Annotated in this window: 28 protein-coding genes; 17 read left to right on the top strand and 11 right to left on the bottom strand. The window is 39.4% G+C overall.

Annotated elements, in window-relative coordinates:
- Positions 1-21: 21 nt before the first annotated feature.
- The gene (locus F3J02_RS00945; RefSeq protein ID WP_167246838.1) at positions 22-489 is read right to left on the bottom strand and encodes a GNAT family N-acetyltransferase; all 468 of its coding nucleotides are present in this window, start codon (positions 487-489) and stop codon (positions 22-24) included.
- A gap of 116 nt (positions 490-605) precedes the next feature.
- Between F3J02_RS00945 and F3J02_RS00940 the strand changes: the two genes are divergently transcribed.
- The 8 genes from F3J02_RS00940 to F3J02_RS00905 all read left to right on the top strand — a co-directional run bounded on the left by F3J02_RS00940 (position 606) and on the right by F3J02_RS00905 (position 6,455).
- On the top strand, positions 606-1,619 hold the full coding sequence (locus F3J02_RS00940) for an adenosine kinase (RefSeq protein ID WP_167246836.1): 1,014 nt from the start codon (positions 606-608) through the stop codon (positions 1,617-1,619).
- Positions 1,620-1,635: 16 nt separating this feature from the next.
- Entirely contained in the window at positions 1,636-1,941 is a 306-nt protein-coding gene (locus F3J02_RS00935) for a Rieske (2Fe-2S) protein (protein WP_017402009.1), read from the top strand.
- A gap of 22 nt (positions 1,942-1,963) precedes the next feature.
- The gene (locus tag F3J02_RS00930) at positions 1,964-2,575 is read left to right on the top strand and encodes an OB-fold-containig protein (protein WP_010590023.1); all 612 of its coding nucleotides are present in this window, start codon (positions 1,964-1,966) and stop codon (positions 2,573-2,575) included.
- A 552-nt stretch (positions 2,576-3,127) separates the two neighbouring features.
- Positions 3,128-3,319 (top strand): cytochrome oxidase putative small subunit CydP, encoded by a 192-nt coding sequence (cydP, locus tag F3J02_RS00925; RefSeq protein ID WP_004806751.1) that lies wholly within the window; start codon positions 3,128-3,130, stop codon positions 3,317-3,319.
- The gene (locus F3J02_RS00920) at positions 3,319-4,896 is read left to right on the top strand and encodes a cytochrome ubiquinol oxidase subunit I (protein ID WP_167246834.1); all 1,578 of its coding nucleotides are present in this window, start codon (positions 3,319-3,321) and stop codon (positions 4,894-4,896) included. Before cydP ends, F3J02_RS00920 begins: the two co-directional genes overlap by 1 nt.
- Positions 4,893-6,038: a cytochrome d ubiquinol oxidase subunit II gene (cydB, locus tag F3J02_RS00915; RefSeq protein WP_167246832.1), complete on the top strand. Its 1,146-nt coding sequence runs from the start codon at positions 4,893-4,895 to the stop codon at positions 6,036-6,038. Before F3J02_RS00920 ends, cydB begins: the two co-directional genes overlap by 4 nt.
- A 14-nt stretch (positions 6,039-6,052) precedes the next feature.
- Positions 6,053-6,154, top strand: a complete 102-nt coding sequence (cydX, locus tag F3J02_RS00910; RefSeq protein ID WP_004653762.1) for a cytochrome bd-I oxidase subunit CydX — start codon at positions 6,053-6,055, stop codon at positions 6,152-6,154.
- A gap of 4 nt (positions 6,155-6,158) precedes the next feature.
- Positions 6,159-6,455, top strand: coding sequence for a cyd operon YbgE family protein (locus F3J02_RS00905; protein ID WP_004806745.1), 297 nt, complete (start codon positions 6,159-6,161; stop codon positions 6,453-6,455).
- 59 nt (positions 6,456-6,514) lie between these two features.
- On the opposite strand, the gene F3J02_RS00900 is transcribed toward F3J02_RS00905, so the two are convergent.
- Positions 6,515-8,788, bottom strand: a complete 2,274-nt coding sequence (locus F3J02_RS00900) for a TonB-dependent siderophore receptor (RefSeq protein WP_167246830.1) — start codon at positions 8,786-8,788, stop codon at positions 6,515-6,517.
- Positions 8,789-8,961: 173 nt separating this feature from the next.
- On the opposite strand from F3J02_RS00900, the gene F3J02_RS18525 reads away from it, so the two are divergent.
- From F3J02_RS18525 to F3J02_RS00890, 3 genes are read left to right on the top strand one after another with little or no spacing between them, the layout of a single operon-like run.
- Positions 8,962-9,219, top strand: coding sequence for a hypothetical protein (locus F3J02_RS18525; RefSeq protein WP_228284306.1), 258 nt, complete (start codon positions 8,962-8,964; stop codon positions 9,217-9,219).
- A 1-nt stretch (position 9,220) separates the two neighbouring features.
- Entirely contained in the window at positions 9,221-9,508 is a 288-nt protein-coding gene (locus tag F3J02_RS00895) for a hypothetical protein (RefSeq protein ID WP_167246828.1), read from the top strand.
- A gap of 1 nt (position 9,509) precedes the next feature.
- Positions 9,510-11,171: a PepSY-associated TM helix domain-containing protein gene (locus F3J02_RS00890; RefSeq protein WP_167246826.1), complete on the top strand. Its 1,662-nt coding sequence runs from the start codon at positions 9,510-9,512 to the stop codon at positions 11,169-11,171.
- Between the two features lie 42 nt (positions 11,172-11,213).
- Here F3J02_RS00890 and F3J02_RS00885 read toward each other — a convergent pair whose 3' ends face one another.
- From F3J02_RS00885 to F3J02_RS00860, 6 genes are all read right to left on the bottom strand, one after another.
- Positions 11,214-11,738: a GNAT family N-acetyltransferase gene (locus F3J02_RS00885; protein ID WP_167246824.1), complete on the bottom strand. Its 525-nt coding sequence runs from the start codon at positions 11,736-11,738 to the stop codon at positions 11,214-11,216.
- A gap of 63 nt (positions 11,739-11,801) precedes the next feature.
- The gene (locus tag F3J02_RS00880) at positions 11,802-12,491 is read right to left on the bottom strand and encodes a DUF2057 family protein (RefSeq protein WP_167246822.1); all 690 of its coding nucleotides are present in this window, start codon (positions 12,489-12,491) and stop codon (positions 11,802-11,804) included.
- A gap of 221 nt (positions 12,492-12,712) precedes the next feature.
- Entirely contained in the window at positions 12,713-13,309 is a 597-nt protein-coding gene (locus F3J02_RS00875) for a nitroreductase family protein (RefSeq protein WP_167246820.1), read from the bottom strand.
- A gap of 181 nt (positions 13,310-13,490) precedes the next feature.
- Positions 13,491-14,612: a signal recognition particle-docking protein FtsY gene (gene ftsY / locus F3J02_RS00870; protein WP_167246818.1), complete on the bottom strand. Its 1,122-nt coding sequence runs from the start codon at positions 14,610-14,612 to the stop codon at positions 13,491-13,493.
- A 119-nt stretch (positions 14,613-14,731) separates the two neighbouring features.
- Complete coding sequence (locus tag F3J02_RS00865) at positions 14,732-15,061, bottom strand: hypothetical protein (RefSeq protein WP_167246816.1); 330 nt, start codon at positions 15,059-15,061, stop codon at positions 14,732-14,734.
- Positions 15,062-15,172: 111 nt separating this feature from the next.
- Positions 15,173-15,532 (bottom strand): hypothetical protein, encoded by a 360-nt coding sequence (locus F3J02_RS00860; RefSeq protein WP_004806721.1) that lies wholly within the window; start codon positions 15,530-15,532, stop codon positions 15,173-15,175.
- Positions 15,533-15,758: 226 nt separating this feature from the next.
- Between F3J02_RS00860 and F3J02_RS00855 the strand changes: the two genes are divergently transcribed.
- From F3J02_RS00855 to F3J02_RS00845, 3 genes are all read left to right on the top strand, one after another.
- The gene (locus tag F3J02_RS00855; protein WP_004653777.1) at positions 15,759-15,992 is read left to right on the top strand and encodes a hypothetical protein; all 234 of its coding nucleotides are present in this window, start codon (positions 15,759-15,761) and stop codon (positions 15,990-15,992) included.
- Positions 15,993-16,203: 211 nt separating this feature from the next.
- Positions 16,204-16,581 carry a DUF2750 domain-containing protein gene (locus F3J02_RS00850; RefSeq protein ID WP_004806719.1) on the top strand — a complete coding sequence of 126 codons (378 nt, stop codon included), beginning with the start codon at positions 16,204-16,206 and terminating at the stop codon, positions 16,579-16,581.
- Between the two features lie 138 nt (positions 16,582-16,719).
- The gene (locus F3J02_RS00845) at positions 16,720-17,151 is read left to right on the top strand and encodes a CBS domain-containing protein (protein ID WP_004806717.1); all 432 of its coding nucleotides are present in this window, start codon (positions 16,720-16,722) and stop codon (positions 17,149-17,151) included.
- Positions 17,152-17,210: 59 nt separating this feature from the next.
- Here F3J02_RS00845 and F3J02_RS00840 read toward each other — a convergent pair whose 3' ends face one another.
- A complete protein-coding gene (locus F3J02_RS00840; protein ID WP_167246814.1) occupies positions 17,211-18,425 on the bottom strand; it encodes an aspartate aminotransferase family protein in 1,215 nt (404 codons plus the stop codon).
- A gap of 163 nt (positions 18,426-18,588) precedes the next feature.
- Here F3J02_RS00840 and grxD point away from each other — a divergent pair, with 163 nt between their 5' ends.
- Entirely contained in the window at positions 18,589-18,930 is a 342-nt protein-coding gene (grxD, locus tag F3J02_RS00835; protein WP_005054182.1) for a Grx4 family monothiol glutaredoxin, read from the top strand.
- A gap of 51 nt (positions 18,931-18,981) precedes the next feature.
- Here grxD and F3J02_RS00830 read toward each other — a convergent pair whose 3' ends face one another.
- Positions 18,982-19,305: a hypothetical protein gene (locus F3J02_RS00830; protein ID WP_167246812.1), complete on the bottom strand. Its 324-nt coding sequence runs from the start codon at positions 19,303-19,305 to the stop codon at positions 18,982-18,984.
- A gap of 79 nt (positions 19,306-19,384) precedes the next feature.
- Between F3J02_RS00830 and F3J02_RS00825 the strand changes: the two genes are divergently transcribed.
- Complete coding sequence (locus tag F3J02_RS00825) at positions 19,385-19,813, top strand: guanosine-3',5'-bis(diphosphate) 3'-pyrophosphohydrolase (RefSeq protein WP_167246810.1); 429 nt, start codon at positions 19,385-19,387, stop codon at positions 19,811-19,813.
- Positions 19,814-19,868: 55 nt separating this feature from the next.
- Positions 19,869-20,789, top strand: coding sequence for a LysR family transcriptional regulator (locus tag F3J02_RS00820; protein WP_167246808.1), 921 nt, complete (start codon positions 19,869-19,871; stop codon positions 20,787-20,789).
- Between the two features lie 21 nt (positions 20,790-20,810).
- Here the strand turns inward: F3J02_RS00820 and map are convergent, their stop codons facing one another.
- A complete protein-coding gene (map, locus tag F3J02_RS00815; protein ID WP_167246806.1) occupies positions 20,811-21,605 on the bottom strand; it encodes a type I methionyl aminopeptidase in 795 nt (264 codons plus the stop codon).
- Positions 21,606-21,622: the final 17 nt, after the last annotated feature.

The following is a 21,622-nucleotide window of genomic DNA, read 5'->3' as shown; positions in this document are numbered from 1 at the left end:
TTTTGTAGAAAAATGCAGCGCCTAAATCAAAACGCCGTTTGATAAAATCTTGTAAAAATTACGATGTGTTGACACGATAGATTGATATCCCCGACTTTGATAGAACTGAGCCGCTTGTGCTGTATCAGTAAATAAATCAAGCCGCTCAAAATAAGTCTTTGCGTATTGTTCGATATGTCCCAATAAATGCGTACCAATCTGATTAGCGCGATAGTCTGGATGGACATAGAAACGACCTAAGCGCCCAACTTGCTGCGATTCGGCAAAAGGATCTTGATTCAATCCACCTACAGCAATCAAACGATCATGCTGATCATACACAACAAAAAGTGCTTCCCCGATCTGATCAAAACAATTGGTACCAGATTGAAAATCTTGTTTTAATCTATTTAAGAAGCGAAAGCCCTCACGTTCTGAATATTGGATCAAAACATCGATTTGCGCAGGCAATTCTAGGCTTCTTTCAATTCTCAACTGATGTAGCTTCATCTTCTTTCCTTCATTTCATTACGAATCCACCCTTTACTGAATTTTCTTCAACAAACTACTGTAATCCGTAGCATTCGTGTAAACTTTGCTTTTTGATTTTTACTGTGATGATAAACATGGCAACTGTTGATCTTTTTGCAATTGGTAATGCACTCATTGACCAAGAATTTAAGGTTTCAAATGAGTTTCTAACGCAACAGGGATTGCCAAAAGGCACAATGCATTTGGCCGATGGTGAAACACAGGCAAATTTATATCAAAAATTACAAGATACTCAAAGCTACAAGGGCCAAGCCAGTGGTGGTTCAGCAGCGAATACAACCGTTGCTTTTAGTGCCTTAGGTGGTACTGCACTTTATGGCTGTCGTGTAGGTAATGATGAACTCGGTCGCATTTATTTAGACGGCTTAAACGAAGCAGGCATCACAACCACAACACAATCAATCAGTGAAGGTGTTACAGGTACTTGTATGGTTCTGATCAGCCCAGATTCAGAACGTACCATGCAAACCTATCTCGGTATTACCGCTGAATTATCCGATGAACAAATCGACTTTGAACCGCTTAAAACCGCAAAGTGGCTGTATATCGAAGGTTACTTATCAACCAGCGATACCGCTCGTGTTGCAGTTAAACAGGCACGTGAACTGGCTAAAGCACACGGTGTTAAAATTGCATTATCACTGTCTGATCCTGCAATGGTGCAATATGCACGTCAAGGTTTAGTCGAACTCTTAGATGATGGCGTAGACTTGTTATTCTGTAATGAACAAGAAGCACTCATGTTTACCGAAACAGACAATCTTGATGCTGCGATTGAAAGCCTAAAATTAAAGAATCAACATATTGTGATTACTCAAGGCGCTAAAGGTGCTGTGATTGTTGATCAAGCACACCACTTCCATGTCAATGGTCGTGCTGTTGAAGCTGTGGATACCAATGGTGCTGGCGATGCGTTCTCAGGCGCGTTTTTATATGCAATCAATGCAGGTTTAAGCTTGGAAGCTGCAGCACAACTTGCTATTTTGATCTCAAGTGAGGTGGTTGCTCAATATGGACCACGTTTAAGCGTAGAAAATTACGCTAAACTGTTTAAACAATTCCAGAAAGCTCAACAGGAATGTGCATAACATGGAAAAGATTTGCATGACTGAAGAAGTCCCTGAGCGTGAGTCTCGTGCATACGACACCATGAAAGGGACCACGATTTTTATTACTCAAAAAGATGGCAGCTTCTATGCCTATCAAAACGTTTGCCCACACTTGCAAACCGAACTTGAGTATTTAGAAAATCAATTCTTGGATCAAGATAAAGAATACATTCAGTGTTCTACCCATGGTGCACTGTTTTCAGTCGAAACAGGCGAATGTATTTCAGGCCCTTGTCTAGGTGAATTCCTTGAGAAAGTAAATTTGGAAGTCCACTCAGATGGTGGTATCTATATTGATTAAGCCATAGATCATGAATTCTGCGATGACTGAGTTTTTCCTCAATTACTACCTGATGCCATTTCATATGAGCGTCGTGGCTCTAATTGTGCTCAGCATTGCAGAAACCATCGGTATTGTGATTGGTTTACGTCCAAGTCATTTGGTGAAAAAACTAACACCAGAATGGTTACTCAACTCTCCTCTGCTGGATGTTAAGTTTTCCAAATACCTGATCTTTGTATTCTTATTGATCAACTTTAGCTTTGCAGGCTATTTTTTAGAACTCTCGTTCTTTGCGTTACAGCACTACTTTATTTCCCCTTATTATTTATTTGTTCCCGCTTTAATTATTGATATTTTCTTTACGGTATTTATGATTCATTGCTTGGACCAAGTCATCAAACCTAAGGTGATTCATACCCACACTAATTTGGTCGGACGTTTAGCCACCATTTCAACAGGCAATGCACGCCCAGGCTTTTCAGCGCAAGCACGTGTCCGTGATGAATTTGGTCAATTGTATTATGTACAAGTCGAACCTGAATACGGCGAACTCGAATTGCAATCACAAGTGTTATTGATTAGCCAAAAATCCAATTCACACTATCTCGCCAAGAAAATCTCACTGTCGAATAATTTGTTTACACCAGACTAAATTTTGATTAAATAAAGCTCTTTTTTGCATAAAACCCACAAAATTACACTTTGTTACAAATATATGGAGCAAAAGTTTTGAATTTAGCTCTTCCCTTCTCGTTGTTTTCATGATCTCACTGGCACAAAAAATACAACAGTGATACCCATCACATTTTTTAGAATAATCTCTACCTATACACTAGGTTTTATAGAGTAGTCATTGTGAGAATTATTTAATTATGTAAGCAAATTGATAAGTTATTGTATATATTATTTATTTTATATTCATACTATTTTAGTTGGTTTAATATTTATTTAACTCAATATAAACCCTATCTTTTTAATCAGATTAATAATTATAAATACAACTGTTTTAATCAGGTTTAAAAAACAATTCCGATTATTTTAGTTGGTTAAAATAATTATTTTAAATATTTTAATAAAAACAATTCATCCATATGATTTAAAACAAATATTTAATTTTAAATTATTTAAAATTACTAAAGGTTTATTTTCAATGAATTTTATTTAATAATGTTTTACATCTTCTTTAAATATGAGGCTAGGTTCTATGAACACGAGTTCTCAAGATCCAAATCGGCGACTCATCAGAGAAATCACGATTATTCTTATTATTAAAGTTGTACTTCTCTTGGTGATTAAACACATCTGGTTTGATGCGCCAACGATTCCAAAAGATTTTAACAATGAAGTTGCCGAGCGTATTGCTGGTGACATGTCCAAAACTCAGGAGACACGTTGATGATTTCTGAAAGCGTGGTCGATCTTTCGCGGTTCCAATTTGCAATGACCGCAATGTATCACTTTCTTTTCGTCCCTCTAACTTTAGGTCTGGCTTTTATTCTTGCCATCATGGAAACCACCTATGTGATTTCAGGCAAAGAAATTTATAAAGACATGACCAAGTTTTGGGGGAAACTCTTCGGGATTAACTTTGCCTTAGGTGTAACCACTGGTCTGACTATGGAATTCCAGTTCGGTACCAACTGGGCTTATTATTCTCACTATGTAGGCGATATTTTCGGGGCACCGCTTGCAATTGAAGGCTTGATGGCTTTCTTCCTAGAATCCACCTTTATTGGTTTATTCTTCTTTGGCTGGGATCGTCTCTCTAAAGTACAGCACTTAGGTGTGACTTGGTTGGTGGCGATTGGCTCGAATATGTCTGCCTTGTGGATTCTCATCGCCAACGGTTGGATGCAAAACCCTGTCGGTGCTGCATTTAATTACGAAACCATGCGTATGGAATTGGTGGACTTTGGTGCGCTGATTTTTAACCCTGTGGCACAAGTAAAATTTGTACACACGGTTTCTGCGGGTTATGTCACTGGTGCAATCTTTGTACTCGCCATCTCAAGCTATTACTTATTAAAGAAACGTGATTTACCTTTTGCTCGTCGCTCATTCGCCATCGCTGCAATTTTCGGTTTAGCATCAACTTTATCTGTGATTCTACTCGGTGATGAGTCTGGTTATGAACTCGGTGACGTTCAAAAAACCAAACTTGCTGCCATCGAAGCTGAATGGCATACCGAACCTGCACCTGCTGCATTCACCTTATTTGGTCTCCCAAATCAGCAGGAAATGCGTACCGACTACGCCATTAAAATCCCTTATGTCATGGGGATTATTGCAACACGTTCTACCGATAAAGAAGTGACTGGCTTACGTGACTTGATGAAAGAACACGAAGTGCGTATCCGTAATGGTATGGTGGCCTATAGCGAGTTGGAAAAACTTCGTGCAGGTGACCGCTCTCCAGAACTATTAGCTTCATTTGAGAAAAATCAAAAAGACTTAGGTTATGGCCTACTCTTGAAAAAATATTCTCCAAATGTGGTTGATGCGACTGAAGAACACATCCAAGCTGCAACTAAAGATACCATTCCAAACGTCGCAGCATTGTTCTTCTCTTTCCGTGCCATGGTTGCTTCTGGCTTCCTCATGCTGTTGCTATTCCTGTTCGCGACTTGGGCTGTGGCAAAACGTAATGCCGAAGATAAACCTTGGTTACTCAAATTTGCTTTGTTTGCTCTCCCTCTCCCATGGATTGCAGCTCAAACAGGTTGGTATGTAGCTGAAGGTGGTCGTCAGCCTTGGTCGATTGGTGAAATCTTACCGACACACCTCTCTGCATCAAGCGTCAGCGCTGGTGATGTGTGGGGTTCAATTATCGCGCTTGCAGCGTTCTATACCGTACTGCTGATTATTGAAATGTACTTAATGATCAAATTTGCTCGTTTAGGTCCAAGTTCTTTGCATACTGGTAAATATCATTTTGAAAAACTAGAAGCAAAAATTGGGGAGGCTCAATCATGATCGAATATGAACTCCTAAAAATTATCTGGTGGGTCTTGGTTGGTGTACTACTGATTGGCTTTGCACTTACCGATGGTTTCGATATGGGCTCAATGGCACTGATGCCATTTGTAGGTAAAACTGACTCTGAACGTCGTGCTGCAATCAATACCATTGCGCCGCACTGGGACGGTAACCAAGTCTGGTTTATTACCGCAGGTGGTGCACTGTTTGCTGCTTGGCCAATGGTCTATGCGGTTGCCTTCTCTGGCATGTATTGGGCCTTGCTACTCGTTTTGTTTGCTCTGTTCCTGCGACCCGTCGGTTTCGACTATCGCTCTAAATTAGAGAATACCCAATGGCGTACCTCTTGGGACTGGGGCCTATGTATCGGTGGTGCGGTGCCTGCACTGGTGTTTGGTGTGGCATTCGGGAACTTGTTCCTCGGTGTACCATTTAGCTTAGATGACACTTTACGTTCGCAATATACTGGTAGCTTCTTTGCACTACTGAATCCGTTTGCTCTGATTTGCGGTATCGTCAGCTTATCAATGCTATGTGCGCATGGTGGTGCTTGGCTGATGCTACGTACTGATGGCAATTTGCATAACCGCTCTGCAAAAGCAACACAAATCATGGCAATCGTGTTCCTTGTGTGCTTCTTGGCTGCGGGTGCATGGTTATTGTTTGGCAATATCTCAGGTTATAGCTATGCAACTGCGGTCAATACCAATGCTGCACTGAATCCACTTGCGAAAGATGTGGTGACCAATGCCAATCATGGTTGGTTAAATAACTATACAACGTATCCGATCACCATGGCTGCGCCTATCGTTGCGATCCTCGGTGCGCTATTGGTAATTGTCACTGCAGCGAAACATAAAGCGGCTGTGAGTTTTACAGGTACAAGCCTGATGATTGTTGGTGCAATTCTCACTGCTGGTTTTGCCTTGTTCCCATTCTTATTACCATCAAGCATTGACCCAACTTCAAGCTTGACCATGTGGGATGCTGTTTCTAGTCATAAAACCCTTGGTGTAATGACCGTTGCTGCATGTATCTTCGTTCCGCTCATTTTGATCTATACCTCTTGGTCGTATTACAAAATGTGGGGTGTCATCACCAACAAACATATCGAAGAAAATTCACATAGTTTGTATTAATCAGGAGATATGACATGTGGTATTTTGCATGGATTCTAGGTGTCTTGATGGCATGTTTCGCAGGTGTACTCAGTGCGCTTTATATCGAACATCATCAAGATTTAGATGAGGAATAATAGAATGGCTGAAGCAATGACAACACCGAAGAATAGTAAAGCGCAAGTACTTGCAATGACCATTTCGTTTTTGTTGGCATTGCCGCTTGCTGCTATTTTACTGGTACATCCATCACTGATGTTGGATGCCAACGGACACTATAATCATAGCTTACTGATGTTGGTGATGATTGGTATTTCTGGTGGTTTCGTGCATGGGGTTGGGTTTATACCAAGATTCTGGTTATGGAAATGGCTGTTTAGTCCTTATATCGCTTGGCCATTAATGGTGTTGGGATATTTTATCTGGATTGGAAATTAATTTCTGTGCCACCAACAAAAAGAGGAAGCCAATGAGCTTCCTCTTTTTTTATATAACCATTAAAACTTAAAGGATACAGAACCCGTTACACTACGCGGTGCACCAAAGGTTTGATTTGACGTATTCAAACGATAGGTTTTATCTGTAATATTATTGAGATTTAACCCCACCGTTAACTCTGGACTGATTTGATACTTAGCCATAGCATCAACCAACGTAAAAGCTTTCTGACCATTGCTATCACGAGCAAAGCCATCCATATCATAACTACTATAAATTTTACTCTGCCATGTCACGCCAGCGCCAATACTCAGCTTGTCTAAATCACCAGAAAACTTATAAGTACCAAAGAGCTTAAACTGATCTTTTGGAATATCGGTATTGATGCGATCTCCTTTTTCTTTGGTTTCTGAATAAGTATATCCACCATTTAGATTCAGATTAGGTAGCACTTCTCCTGAAATCGCAGCCTCAAAGCCTTTTGTTTTCGCGCCTTTTGCTGAACGGTAATATGTAGTCCCTGCAACTGCGCCAGGCACTTCTTCACTGGTTGTATATTTACCTGCATCAACAGCAACATTATCCATATTCGATTGGAATAAAGCCAAACTGGTATTTACACGACCCGAAAAAAGCTCGCCTTTAATACCTAACTCATAGCTATCACCTTCTTTAGGATCCAGCAATTTCATTTGATAGTCTTTATTCGCCTGTGGCGAGAAGATACTGGTATAGCTACCATAAACCGCCCATTCAGGTGTGAGATCAAGAACAACCCCTGCATAAGGCGTAAACTGATCATCAATTTTAATTTTTGTTCCGTTATTTTTATTACCAGATTCGGCATAATAATCGATGCTCGAAACACGTCCACCCAATATAACTTTCAAATTATCAAGAAGATTTAAACGAGTTGCCAAATAGCCGCCATATTGCCTAAATTGCAGTACTGAATTTCCTGTACTTGCCGCAGTATATAAACCAGTAGGCTGTGCTGTATAACCATTCCAGGTTTTGATATTAATTGCGCCTGTTTCACCCATAACCCGATTGTAATAAGGATCATTTTGGTCTACATCCTGAAAGTTTGCACCTAGCATCAGCTCATGTTCACGACCGAAAAGTTGATATGGTCCAGTCACGCCCAAATCGACAGAATGTTCAACAGGTTTAGTATGCTGATAACCAGCAGTCACAGTTGATGTGTTTTTTTCATAATCAGTGTAATAAACAGGTTTACCATCAGCGCCAATGACCTGTACACGCTTCCCATCTTGCGTCTTATAAACGCCAGATGTATTTGACCCAATCACACCATAAATGCTTTCTGTATCGGTTGTCGCAAAATTATAATTTGCATTCAACTTCCAACGATTTTCAAACTCATGTTGCAACTGCGCAAATGCATTTAGACTATCGGTATGAGTATAAGCCCATCGTGGGGCTGAGTTGTCCTTGCGTCCCATTGGAGAAAGAATATTCTTCGCATCAAAATTTGCGTAAGCGTGGATACTCTGACCATCACTTTCATTACGGCTTAATGATGTACCAATACTTAAAACAGTTTTATCACTTAAATCAGCATCCACCACTCCATATAAAATGGTTGATGCAGCGTCACCCCATTTCTGCCAGCTATCACCTTGTTGATGTGCTGCGACAACACGACCACGAATACTCCCCGATTCATTCAATGCTTGAGAGGCATCAATTTCACTCCGCCACGTATTCCATGAACCATAGCTCACCTTGGCAGATGATTGAGCATTTGCTGTAGCATGCTTGCGGTTAAAATTAACACTGGCGCTTGGCAAACCACTGCCATTTAACAAGCCAGTTGCCCCCTTAACAACAGTAATATTTTCAAAAATAGCAGTATCAATATTACTGAGTGCAGTGTTACTACGACCTTCTATCGCTGGACTCGACAACAACCCGTCAATCTGAAAGTTAATAATTTTAGAGCCACGCGAATAATACGAGGTATATTCACCACCTGTTCCCCAAGCAGATGTCGCACCATAACTTTGACGATATATACCAGGAACCTGATCAAGCACCCCAGATACACTTGTCAGATTTTGATCTTTCATTTGTTGTTCGGTAATCACACTCACAGACTGCGGTGTTTCTTTTAAAGATAAATCCAGTTTGGTTGCTGATTTTGATTTTTTTACGGTATATGCAGAAGCTTCGTGATCAGCTTTAAGATGAATAACGGGTAACACATCTGATTTGTTTGAATTTTCTGATATATCACCAGCCCAAACCATGCTTGTAGAACTACCAAGCATGCTTAACATAATCGCTGTATATAAATTGTGGTGCTTCATAACTCCCCCGAGTATGTAATATTTTTTTACATAATACATAAACGATAATAATTATCAATAGCATTTATCTTTTGATATTTCAGCTGAATAGATTAAGTTTTTGAATTTAAGCTTTAATTTTTAGTAAATTTAAATAATAATTATTATCATTATACTTGTTCTGGGCTGTACGCATGACTTTAAAAATATTAGGGATCATGGTTTCACTGCTGTCTTGTCTGGGCCTTTATCTCAGCCACCCTAACCAAATTTTCTTAGAAAAAACACTTTCAGCTCCAATCAAATATTTAGGGCTTTTAGGATTATTCATTGGGTTAAGTTTACTCATTTATACATTACCCATCTTGGTTGCCATCTTGATCTGGCTTGCAATCGCGACTCTGGTATGGTCATTTGCACCCTTCATTATGCTCATGAAAAGGTCGTCTTAAAATGAACATGTTTAAACAAAAATTACAACCTGATTGGTGGACAAAAACATTTGCTGGCTCTGTTCTCGGTCTTAGTTTTGCAATGGTTATGGGTGCAATTATTTTATTACTCACTAAATCCAGCGCTGATACTTCACTTGCACCACAACTAGGAATGTGGTCCATTCCATGGATTTGGCTGTGTGTATTCTTTACTGCTTATTTCATTCCTAAAGGCTGGCAAAGCATCTTAATTTTTAGCCTTGCTAATGTCTTTGCCTATACCTTGTTATTCTGGTTGAGAGCTTAAAATGAAAATTCGCGCAGATATCATTAAAACTGGCAAAAACCTACACACATGGGTTGGCATAAGCGCAGGTATTTTATTATTTATCTGTTTTTTTGCCGGTGGACTAACGATGTTTCAACATCAACTTAGTCAATGGGCAGCTCCTCCTCAGCAAAAATTAGCAAAAATTCAAAATAACCAATACAACCGATTGGTCGAACAAGTTCAGGCTAAGTTCCCCGAAACACAAAAGGCATTCACTTTAAGCTTTAGCTCACCAGAAGGACATAATGCACCCATTCAATGGGAAGCTGCACATGAAGAAAATGAAGATCATCATGGCATTGATATCGCTCAAACAAGCATGATGGCAACGCTCGATAACAATGGACAACTGATTGCCAAAGAAGAAAATGTGTCAAAACTAGGTTGGCTGATTGAACAACTGCATGAGACTGCGGGTATCCCAGGTATGATGGGACACCATACCGCAGGTGTAATGGTGATGGGCGTTGTGGCTGTTTTATACTTTCTTGCCATTATGTCGGGTTTAATCGTGTTACTACCCACTCTGATCAGCGATTATTTTGCAGTCCGCAAAGGTAAAAACAAAAAACGCTTTTGGCTAGACACACATAATGTCATTGGCATTACCAGTTTACCTTTCCATATCATTATCAGCGTTAGTGTCGTCGTTTTTGCTTTTCATGATATTTTTTATGGTGCACTTACTCAATTGGTTTCTAAAGATAAGCCCCTATTTGAGCGTCCGCCAGCCGTTAAAATTATAGAACCAACCCCACAACTCGATGTAGAAAAAGTTTTCCTCAACATTCAAAAAGCAGCACCCGATTATCGCATTGATGGCATTCGTTTTAATCAACTGGATAATCCAGAGCGTGCATCTGCCTTTGTTGCTTTATATCATCCGGATCGTATGCTTCGTGGTGATACCTTTGACTATATGTCATTTAATCCATATCAAAGTACACCTTACCCAACCAAAACCCTATCCACTGAAGAAAGTTCAGCGGCTTCACTGATTCGTTCAATGTTTGCCTTACATTTTGGTAATTATGGTGGTGAACCCATCCGCTGGATCTATTTGATCTTTGGCTTAGGCGGGGCTTATCTATTCTATTCAGGTAATATTCTGTGGATTGAAACTCGCCTGCGTAAACAGAAGAATCCCAATCTACCAGCACCACAACAGCGTAAAGATGTCATGTTTATTGCCAATCTGACCATTGGTGCTTGCTTAGGCTGTATGTTAGCGATATTTACCAGTATGCTGATTGGGCGATGGGCTTATGTCATACCATTGCAATTACAAAGTCATAACCATGTATTTATGTATAGCTACTATTTGGTATTTATTGCTTGTATTACATACAGTTTCCTTATTGGTGCAGCAAAAGCTTTAGCTCAACTTTTCTTAGCCATTGCGCTTGTTTTATTGCTGATTCCTGCGACTTCTGTGCTCGCCTATATGTTTCCAATCCAAGGACTTTGGTATTCAACAGGTCATTTGATTTGGATTGATATCACGGCTTTCATATTTGCTTTGGTATTTATACGTTTTTATCAACAAGCCAGAGATCGTGCGCAAGCTGCACCAATTGGTTCAATTTGGTCTACACAAAAAGTTAACCAAGCATCCTCTCTTACTGAAAACCAAGCTTAAACTGTTGTCTATAGAGCCTCGATTGTTGCAATCGTGGCTCTTTTATACGCTCAAGATTTTTTTCATTTCAATCAGTTGAATAGGTACAAGAGGTTGCCCTACTTCAGCCTCAATTGGATATTTACTTTTGCGTCCCGTTATTTGGTAACCACGGCGCTGATAGTAAGCCAACAATTCAATACGAACATCCAGAACATGCATAACTAAATCACGAATCTTTGGATAATTTTGAGCAATATATAACTCAGCATAATTGAGTAATTCACGCCCATAACCTTGGTTCTGTAAGCTTGGATCAATCGCAAAAGTACCTATCTCTATATAATCATTATTCAAATTTAATCCGATGCAGGCAACAATCTCATCATTATCTAGCTCACCCACCAATAATTCGAAATTTGGTTGCTGTAATATTTGTCCTAATTGAACTTTACCGATGCGATCACCTTGAACATAGGCTTTTTCCGTTGTCCAACTACGTTCTGATTGTTCTCTATATGCGATATTAATCAGCCTAACCAGCTGTTCTAAATCACTATTCTTCGCTTTTCTAATCATTAAAGACACTTTTATTTTATTCCACACAAAACAAAGCCGATGATAACATCGGCTTTGTTATTAAATTTTAGATTAGTTTGTTTGACCAGCTAACCAAGCCATAAATTTTTGACGTTCAGCTTTAGATGCTTTCTGCCATAATTCTGCCAATTGTTGGTCTGTAGTTTTTGCTGTACCGACTGTCGCTGCTGTAGTTACTGCTACAGGTGCAGCAGTAGTTGCAACTACTGGTGATGTTGTTCCTGCATAAACAGGTGCAGGTTGATTCGCTGCATTATTTTTGTTCTTTTGTGTTAAGTCCAAAGTGCGGCTTAATAAATTACTGCCAGTAAACCATGGCTGTGCTTCATTATTTGCACCAGTTTGCTGTACCACCAGTTTTTTATTTTGATCATACAAAGCAACGGTAGGTTGGTCTGCATATTTCTTGGCCGCATCGAAATTTTTAGGTGCATTGACCAGACCCAAACTATAAGACTTGTTATCTTGCAAATCTGGTGCCTGAATGGTTACAACGCCAGATTTAACAATGTCATGTTCACCATTTAGATGCTCGAAATATTCACGATAGCGAACATTGACAGTTAAATTGCCTGGATCTACTTGATAGTTATTCTTTTTTGATGGAATTAAACCATTATTTACTTCTTGACCATTTACAGCAAGAATCACGATTTCTTCAGGTGCAGTGATTGTGACTGCTGAAAAAACTGAACTACTTAATAATAACCCGAAAGCAGCAACACCAACTCTTAAAGACATTAGACTCTTCTCGATATAAACAATTTATGAAATCGTATGCACTATGCAATGCGATTGTGACTATTTTATGACAGAAAACAAAACTGTCTATTCCATCAATTTGGCTTATTTAAGATATATACATCATATTTGATTATAAGCACCATAGTTCTTTTGGCGAATACGCTATAGAAATAAAAAAAGAGCACTATACAGTGCTCTTTTTTGCTATCCGTTTGAACTTAGTTGAAAGTTTTGAAACGTGCTGCATCATCCATATATGTTTTTTCGCCTGCCGCTGCTTCGATTGAACCAAATACCAGCTGAGCACGTAATTTCCAGTTTGCTGGGATATCAAAAGTTTCAGCAACTTCTACATCAATAATTGGGTTGTAGTGCTGTAATGATGCGCCTACACCAATTTCTGACAAAGCCGTCCAAGTTGCAAACTGTGCGATTGCACTTGAATGTTCAGACCAAACTGGGAAGTTATCTGCATATAATGCAAATTGTTCTTGTAAACCTTTTACAACATCTTGATCTTCATAAAATAACGCTGTACCAAAACCAGCTGCAAAGCTATCAATTTTTGCACTTGTATTTGCAAACGCTTCTGCTGGTACCATTTTACGTAAAGTCTCACGTACGATTTCCCAGAATTTAACATGCGATTCACCGTACAAAGTCACAACACGTGAAGTTTGTGAGTTGAATGATGATGGACTTTGTTTTACCGCTTCACGAATAGTTTCTTCAACTTTGGTTTGATCAACTGTAAGGTTTTTACCAATCGCATAAATGGTACGGCGTGATTTAATGCTATTTAAGAAGTTGCTCATGTTGTTATTCCTACCTATGTGCCCTTTGGGCGTTATCTTGGATTGAATGTAGTGTATAACGACGCATTTTTTAGGAATAGTCTAAAAAACATGACAGATCGTTTTATTTTTGAAACAGTCTTATTTTATATTGGAAATAAAAAACTCCACATATCGTGGAGTTTTTTTTAACACAATTTAATTACTTATCGGTTTCAAATAATGCGGCAACGAATGATTTTGCTGAGAAAGGACGCAAATCATCAATCTTCTCACCCACACCAATATAACGAATCGGCACATGAGTACGACTGGCAATATTAAATAACACGCCACCTTTAGCCGTACCATCAAGCTTGGTAATGGTAATCCCTGTTAAGCCAACAGCTTCGTCAAACAACTGAACTTGGTTAATTGCATTTTGACCCGTTCCAGCATCAACGATGAGCATAATTTCATGCGGTGCAGTAGCATCTATCTTTTGCATCACACGCTTCACTTTTTTCAGTTCTTCCATCAAGTTGGCTTTATTCTGCAAACGTCCAGCAGTATCCGCGATCAAGACATCAATACCTTTAGCACGTGCACTTTCAAAAGCATCAAAAATAACCGAAGCACTGTCTGCACCATGACCTTGAGCAACCACTGGGATGTCATTACGCTCACCCCAAATTTGCAGTTGTTCAGTCGCTGCCGCACGGAACGTATCGCCTGCAGCCAGCATGACTTTCTTGCCTTCACCTTGTAAACGCTTTGCCAACTTACCAATGGTTGTAGTTTTACCCACACCATTTACACCGACCATGAGAATCACATAAGGCGATTTGTTAGGGTCGATATGTAGTGGTTTAACACGCGGTGCGAGTAAAGCGACTAATTCTTCTTGCAGTGCTTTGTACAACGCATGGGAATAGATCAAATCACCACGAGCTGTTCTTTCAGTCAAATTCGCAATAATGGTTTTAGTTGCATCTACACCGATATCTGCAACCAATAATTGCTCTTCAACTTCTTCTAACAATTCGTCATCGATCTCTTTACCACCAATCAGGATATTCACCATCCCATCAGTGAAACTACGACGAGTTTTAGTCAAACCATCTTTCATACGACCAAAGAAACCCGTTGATTTGGTTTCTTCTTCAACGACCGATGCTTGTTGCTCAACAACTGGCTCTGCTACAGGTGTTTCAACAATTGGCTTTACAACTGGCTCATCAATAATGGGAACATCGACAGCAGGTAAATTCGGCAATGTGACATCATCATCACCAATGTCAGCATCTATCAAGAATTTATTTTGCATATTCGATTGCTGTTGCATGTCGATTCCTTGAGAATAAAGCAGCTTTTTAAAAAGACCGCTAGTCTAGCATAAATTGATTTCTTTTTTCCGACAGAGGCAAATCATTCATTTATAAATAGAAATGAATCGCTTAAAACTCATTCATCTTCTTTTGCCATAGCTGGATATTGTTTAATACGATTCGATTCAAATTGGTAAGCATTTAAAAGCTTTAAATAATCTACACGCCGAATTTTAGCCTGTTCCAAAATATCTCCAGCTAAATGCTGTGTTCTTGGATGGCTCGCCTGTTGTGCGTACTGAACAACTTTTTGATACTGCACTGTATTAATTGGACGCTGTAATGCGTTATACGCAAGTATAAAAATAGACAAAATAATAATACCGACCAAAACATTATAAAATTGGTCCAACTTAAATCCTAATTTGGATTGCATAACCTTATGTTTAAAAATTATAGACAACATAATCTACCTCGAATTAGAGGTAGTGTAAGTCTCTGATTCACTAAGGACAAGCACAACGTTCAATAAGTCACAATTCCACAACTTATTGAACGCACACTACTTTAGCAATAATTAACTGACTAATGTACGAACAAAGGAAAAGTACAAAATAAATGCAATGATGACCAAGGTAATAAAAATGGCAAACATCCCGACACCACTTTCAGCATCTGCAGGATGCAAGTCATCATCATCGGCAATATTTTTCAACTCTCCATCGTAGATCCGATAAAACTGATCTTTTTGTTCAGGGCTTAAATGACTCGCAAAGTCATACACGCGTTTACGTTGTGCTAGGCAATAATCACCCAAGTGAATTTCTTGATGGAAAATGGCTTCATCAAGTAATTGACGATGATGATGAGCTAAAGCAATAATTTGACTTTCTAATGGTGGGACATCCACAGTTACGCCATCAATGACATTGGACATGTTATTCTCCTTTTCTATTATTCTCACTTTGATTTTACTTAAAATTATTTGCCACAAATGTTTAATCGTGTAAGATTTTATTTACGTAATGACACCGAATATATTTGACAATTCAATCAATTTTGTCATAATAATTTAACAAATCTAAGTTAAAGTAGCTTAAATTCAAAGTAGAGTAACTTTGAATAGAATTTGCGGTAATCATAATTAAAATAAGGAGTTATATATGATTCAACAATTTACACACCATGAACTAGAGCATGTATATGCAAATGCGGTAAATACAATTCAATCGCAAAAAAACTTCCAAGATGCAGTGAAAGAGCTTGAAGAAGTAGCTAAAGCAGGTCACGGTAAAGCGGCATTATTTTTAGCAGAGTTGTATTATCAAGGCTTCCGAGTAGAACGTGACTCCTTGAAAGCACAGTATTGGCAGAAGATGGCAACCTTACAAGCATAATGAAACGTCACTTAGGTGGCGTTTTTTAATACCTGCATAAAACGAATCAACATGGTTCTTTCATATTCCTGGCTTGCGGCTCATCAAAGCTTTAGTCGTTTCGATGAGAAACTTACAATATTTGCTTACGATTTAGATCAATTGTTTAAACATAACTGCCATCTATCTTTCTTATAATAAAACATAAGTTTAAGAATATTAGTTTAATAACATGTATCGTTTTAGCCATTTCCAACCGGTCTCACGTGAGTTGATGTTCAAAATTTCAATTCTAAAAACAATGATGTATTGTGGCGTTCTTTGGGGGTTATACCATCAAGGTTGGGCAATCAAATCGGATCAAGATGGTCACGTATTCCCCTTTTGGCTGAACGGCGTACAAGCTCATCGCTATGCTAAAGCACACTGGAAAAACTACACACCTCGTAAGATTACGCCGAAAGATTTCCACGAATCATTGCTTCCAACTTTAACCCGTTTACAAGTTGAACCTGCTTTATTTAATTCTTCGCATCGTAAATTTAAACTTTCAACCCAGCAAATGCAGCATTTCTTCTTTATGCCACATCAATCAGCAGTGACGGTTTAATCTTTTCCTCTACTCCAGTGATGACTTTTTAGACATTCATGAAGAAAAGTTATCATTGGAGTGAAATTAAGACTTTGCATTTAAAAAAAATACCGTTAAGTTAAATGAAAATGACAATACAACACAGGTGGATAAACAATGACAATCGTTGCTCAAGTCATCAAGAATAAAGCAGTACAATCAATTTTTACCATTTCACCGAATGCGACTGTACTTGAAGCAATTAAAATTATGGCAGAAAAAGGTGTTGGTGCTTTAGTTGTCGCTGAAAACGAAACCGTTGTAGGTATTTTTTCTGAACGTGACTATACCCGTAAAATTGCCTTGATGGAGCGTTCATCAAACAATACGCCTGTGTCAGACATTATGACGTCAAAAGTAATTTCTGTAGGGCTAAACCATACTGTCGAGGAATGCCTTAACCTCATGACTGACCGTCATTTACGTCATTTACCTGTACTTGATCAAGAAAAGTTAGTTGGATTTATCTCTATTGGAGACTTAGTTAAAGCTGCGATGGATGATCAACGTATTCTGATTGAGCAGCTTCAACAATATATTTCTGGCTGATTCCACATACAAATAAAAAAGGGCAAATAAATTGCCCTTTTTTATTCAATTTACAACAATTATGCTTTTAGAAAATTCTGAATCACAGGAACAAGACGCTGTAATAACTCATCTGCTTGCGCTTGTGTCATGTTTAATGGCGGTAATAAACGTACCACTGAACCTGCCGTTACATTGATAATCAACTTATATTCATCACGTGCAATTGCGACCAGTTCGGCACAGTCTTTTGGCAATTGAATCCCAATCATCATACCAAAGCCACGCACTTGAACATTATAATCGGCCAATTGCGCTCTGAGTTGATCGACAATATAAGCACCGACTGTAGCAGCGTTCTCAACAGCATTTTCTTTTTCCAAGGTATCAAGCACGGTATATACCACACGCGAACCCAACACTGTTCCACCATAAGTTGAACCATGGCTACCTGCACCAAGCAAACCCACGGCTTTACCTTGTGTCATGACGGCACCAATTGGGAAGCCATTGCCTAAGCCTTTAGCCGTTGTCATTACATCAGGAATAATGCTGGTATGTTGATAAGCAAAGTATTTGCCTGTACGGCCATTCCCTGTTTGAATCTCATCTAGCATCATCAACCAATTATGTTGATTACATAGCGCACGTACATCTTCCAAATAACTAAACCCTTGTGGTGCAGTATTGACACCACCTTCACCTTGAATAGGCTCAATCAGGATGGCAACGATATCTGGATGATTGATTGCTGCTTCTTGAATCGCCTCCACATCACCAAAAGGCACACGAATAAAACCTTCGACCAAAGGCGCAAAACCTTCCTGAACCTTTTTATTGCCAGTTGCAGACAATGTTGCCAAGGTACGGCCGTGGAAAGACTGTTCCGCGACTAAAATTTTTGGGTATGCAATGCCTTGTTGAGCACCAAATTTACGTGCAATTTTGATCGCACCTTCATTTGATTCAGCGCCACTGTTTGAAAAGAAGATCTCTTCCATACCTGAAACTGCAGCTAATTTCTGTGCCGCGGCAGTTTGCCAAGGAATTTCATATAAATTGCTGGTATGCACCAAAGTCGCGGCTTGTTCAGCAATGGCTTCTGCAATAACTGGATGTGCATGTCCTAAACCACACACTGCAATCCCCGTTAACGCATCTAAATATTCCGTACCCTCTGCCGTATATAAATACGCCCCTCGTCCTCGTACAAAGCTGATCGCTTGGCGACCATAGGTTGCCATAAGATGTGATGGTTGATCAGGTTGCACAGGAGCAAGAGTGATATTAGTCATAACAAACTCAATCTATCAGTAGTTGTGGTGAAAAAAGTTATATAAGCAAAAACTTGCGTAGATTGAAAGCCTAAAGTCACATTTATATAAGAAAAATCTTTCGCAATCCTCCGCCACGCTTTTTTTTAGGTATAATGCAAGGAGATTAGTTGAGGATCTATCTATGACGGAACAAGCGCGTGATACAGTAGCGTTAATTCGTGATCAAATTGCGAAACACCCTGTTTTACTTTACATGAAAGGCACTCCACAATTCCCGCAATGTGGTTTTTCTGCTCGTGCAGTAGAAGCACTTAGCCAAATTGGTCGTCCATTTGCCTATGTAAATATTTTGGAAAATCAAGATATTCGTGCAACTTTACCTCAAATTGCGAACTGGCCTACTTTTCCACAATTATGGATTAATGGCGAGCTTATTGGTGGTAGCGACATCATGCTTGAAATGTTCCAAAATGGTGAGTTAAAACCATTAGTTGAACAATACAGCGCAGCTCCTGAAGCATAAGCTGTAAAGCAAAAAGCCAATCAAATGATTGGCTTTTTTATTGGAAGGATTCTAATTTTGACTAAATCCAACATAACGAAATAGCCCTTCTACGCCTAAATCCGCTTTATAAATGTGCATGTCAGCATAGTGAGCTTGAGTAACACTAGCAAAAATATTCATATTTGGATCTTCATGAATTTCATCTACTGACTGTGGTAAAACTTCTTCAAAACGATCAGCAATAAATTCAAAGCCTAAATCCATAGCCATAAATAGCGTATGCTCACAAGGTTGAATGTATTGCTCCTGATCCCAGTCTAGAACAGCATGCTGACAAAAAGGACATACAATGTTTTGGGTCGCATCGACAATATTGATAAGTTGATATGACATAATACTTAAGCGTAAAAAATTTCAGCCAGTTTAAAAGAATATGACGCGCTAATCTATCTTGAAGCGGAGGATTTAGCTGATGGCAACATTAGAGCAAGCGATTGCATTTGCCGCAAAACAACATTCAGGCCAAGTTGACAAAGCCAATGCCCCTTATATTTTACACCCACTCAGAGTGATGCTGAATGTACCCAGCACGGATCATAAAATCATTGCTGTTCTGCACGATGTCTTAGAAGATACCGAAACAAGCATTGAAGATTTACAAGCGCTGGGATTTCAAGCACACATTATCGAAGCCATCATTGCGCTCACCAAACTGGATGGTGAGTCTCGAGTCGAAGCCGCTCAACGAGCTGCCCAAAATCCTTTGGCGCGTGTTGTGAAATTGGCAGATATCACGGACAATATGGACTTATCTCGCATTCCATCGCCAACCACAAAAGATTTTGAGCGAATGGAACAATATCAGCAGGTTCGGGCTATATTATTAGCCCACAATGTTTAATAATCACTTTTATATTCATTTAACTTAATCACAATAAGCTGGAGTTTATAGCGTAATGCTAACGGATTTAGATGATTTTTATTGCTTCGCGCTTGTTGTAGAACATGGTGGCTTTAGTGCTGCAGAACGTGCAACTGACATTCCTAAATCGAAACTCAGCCGTAGGGTTTATAATCTTGAAGAACAACTCGGTGTACGTCTAATCCAACGCAGTTCGCGTCATTTTGCTGTGACTGATATTGGGATGGATGTCTATCGGCATGCACAAGTGATGATGAATGCAGCCCAAGCAGCGCACGATGTAGTCAATCATTTGAGTAGTCAGCCACGTGGTGTCATCAAAGTCAGTGTACCAGTCGATATTGCTCAAAACCAGATGGCGAAAATCCTGCCCGCCTTTTTGAAAAAATACCCTGAAGTTCGAGTACAAATGATGGTCAGCAATCGTCGTGTGGATGTGATCAATGAAGGGATTGATCTGGCTTTACGAGTTCGCTCTAAGTTAGATGATGATCCAAACCTTGTATTGCGCCAATTCGAAGCGATTGAACAACGTCTTTTCGCCAGCCAAGCCTATTTAAATGAATTTGGTCATCTCAATAACCCAGAACAGCTTGCCGAACACCGGATCATTAGTATGGCAGAAGACCATCTTGATCAGCAGTTCTTACTCACAGGTCCAGACCATCAACAGAAAAAGATCAAAGTAAACCCTGTGATTATGGGTTCAAATTTATTGATGCTAGCGGAATTAGCCACTCAAAACTGTGGAATCGCTTTACTTCCAGATAGTATTGCTCAAGATTTTGTCAAATCAGGTCAACTAGTGACTGTACTGCCAGAATGGACTGCACCACATGGTATTTTCCATGCAGTTTACCCATCGAGACGCGGTCTATTGCCCGCTGTTCGTGTTTTTATTGATTATTTGGTCGAACAACTGACTCAGTGTTCAACGAAAAAAAAGCGCGATTAAAATCGCGCTTTTTTAAATACCTTAAACAGTAGGATAATGCCCTGTCCCATTTGGCCATGGCGTTAATAGCTCAAAACCATCATCTGTTACAGCAACCATATGCTCCCATTGCGCAGACAATGATTTATCTTGTGTTATTACAGTCCAACCATCATTCAGCTCTCTTACATGTCTTTTCCCAGCATTAACCATCGGTTCGATGGTAAAGACCATACCTTTTTTTAAGACCATACCCTGACCTTTTTGACCATAGTGCAGGATATTTGGCTGTTCATGGTAAATACGACCAATACCATGCCCACAATATTCACGCACAATGCTATAACCTTCGCGATGTGCAACTGATTGAATGGCATAGCCAATATCACCTAAAGTTGCCCCAGGTTTAACTGTATGAATACCCGCTAACATCGCTTCATAAGTGGTTTCAACCAATTTCTTCGCTTCGGGGCTTGGCTCACCAACAAAGTACATACGACTGGTATCACCAAAATAGCCATCTTTAATCACAGCAACATCGATATTTAAAATATCCCCCTCTTGCAAAATCTTTTTCGCAGAAGGTATGGCGTGACAAACCTCTTCATTAACAGAGATACAGGTCGTCTTGGTAAAACCGTGATAGCCTACGTTGGCTGGGATCACCTGCAAGGTATTCACAATATAATCATTGCAGATATCATCTAAATATTCAGTTGAAATGCCAGGCTTGATATAAGGCCCGATCATTTCTAACACTTGTGCCGCTAAACGACCAGAGATACGTAATTTCTCCAGATCTTGTTCAGTCTTAATGGTCACAGTAGAAGCTCTCATTCGAGATTTCCTTATTC

The sequence above is a fragment of the Acinetobacter sp. Tr-809 genome, from assembly GCF_011753255.1.
GTDB lineage: Bacteria > Pseudomonadota > Gammaproteobacteria > Pseudomonadales > Moraxellaceae > Acinetobacter.
Note: the sequence above shows the minus strand (reverse complement) of the source record. Positions and strands in the feature narration are given on the sequence as shown.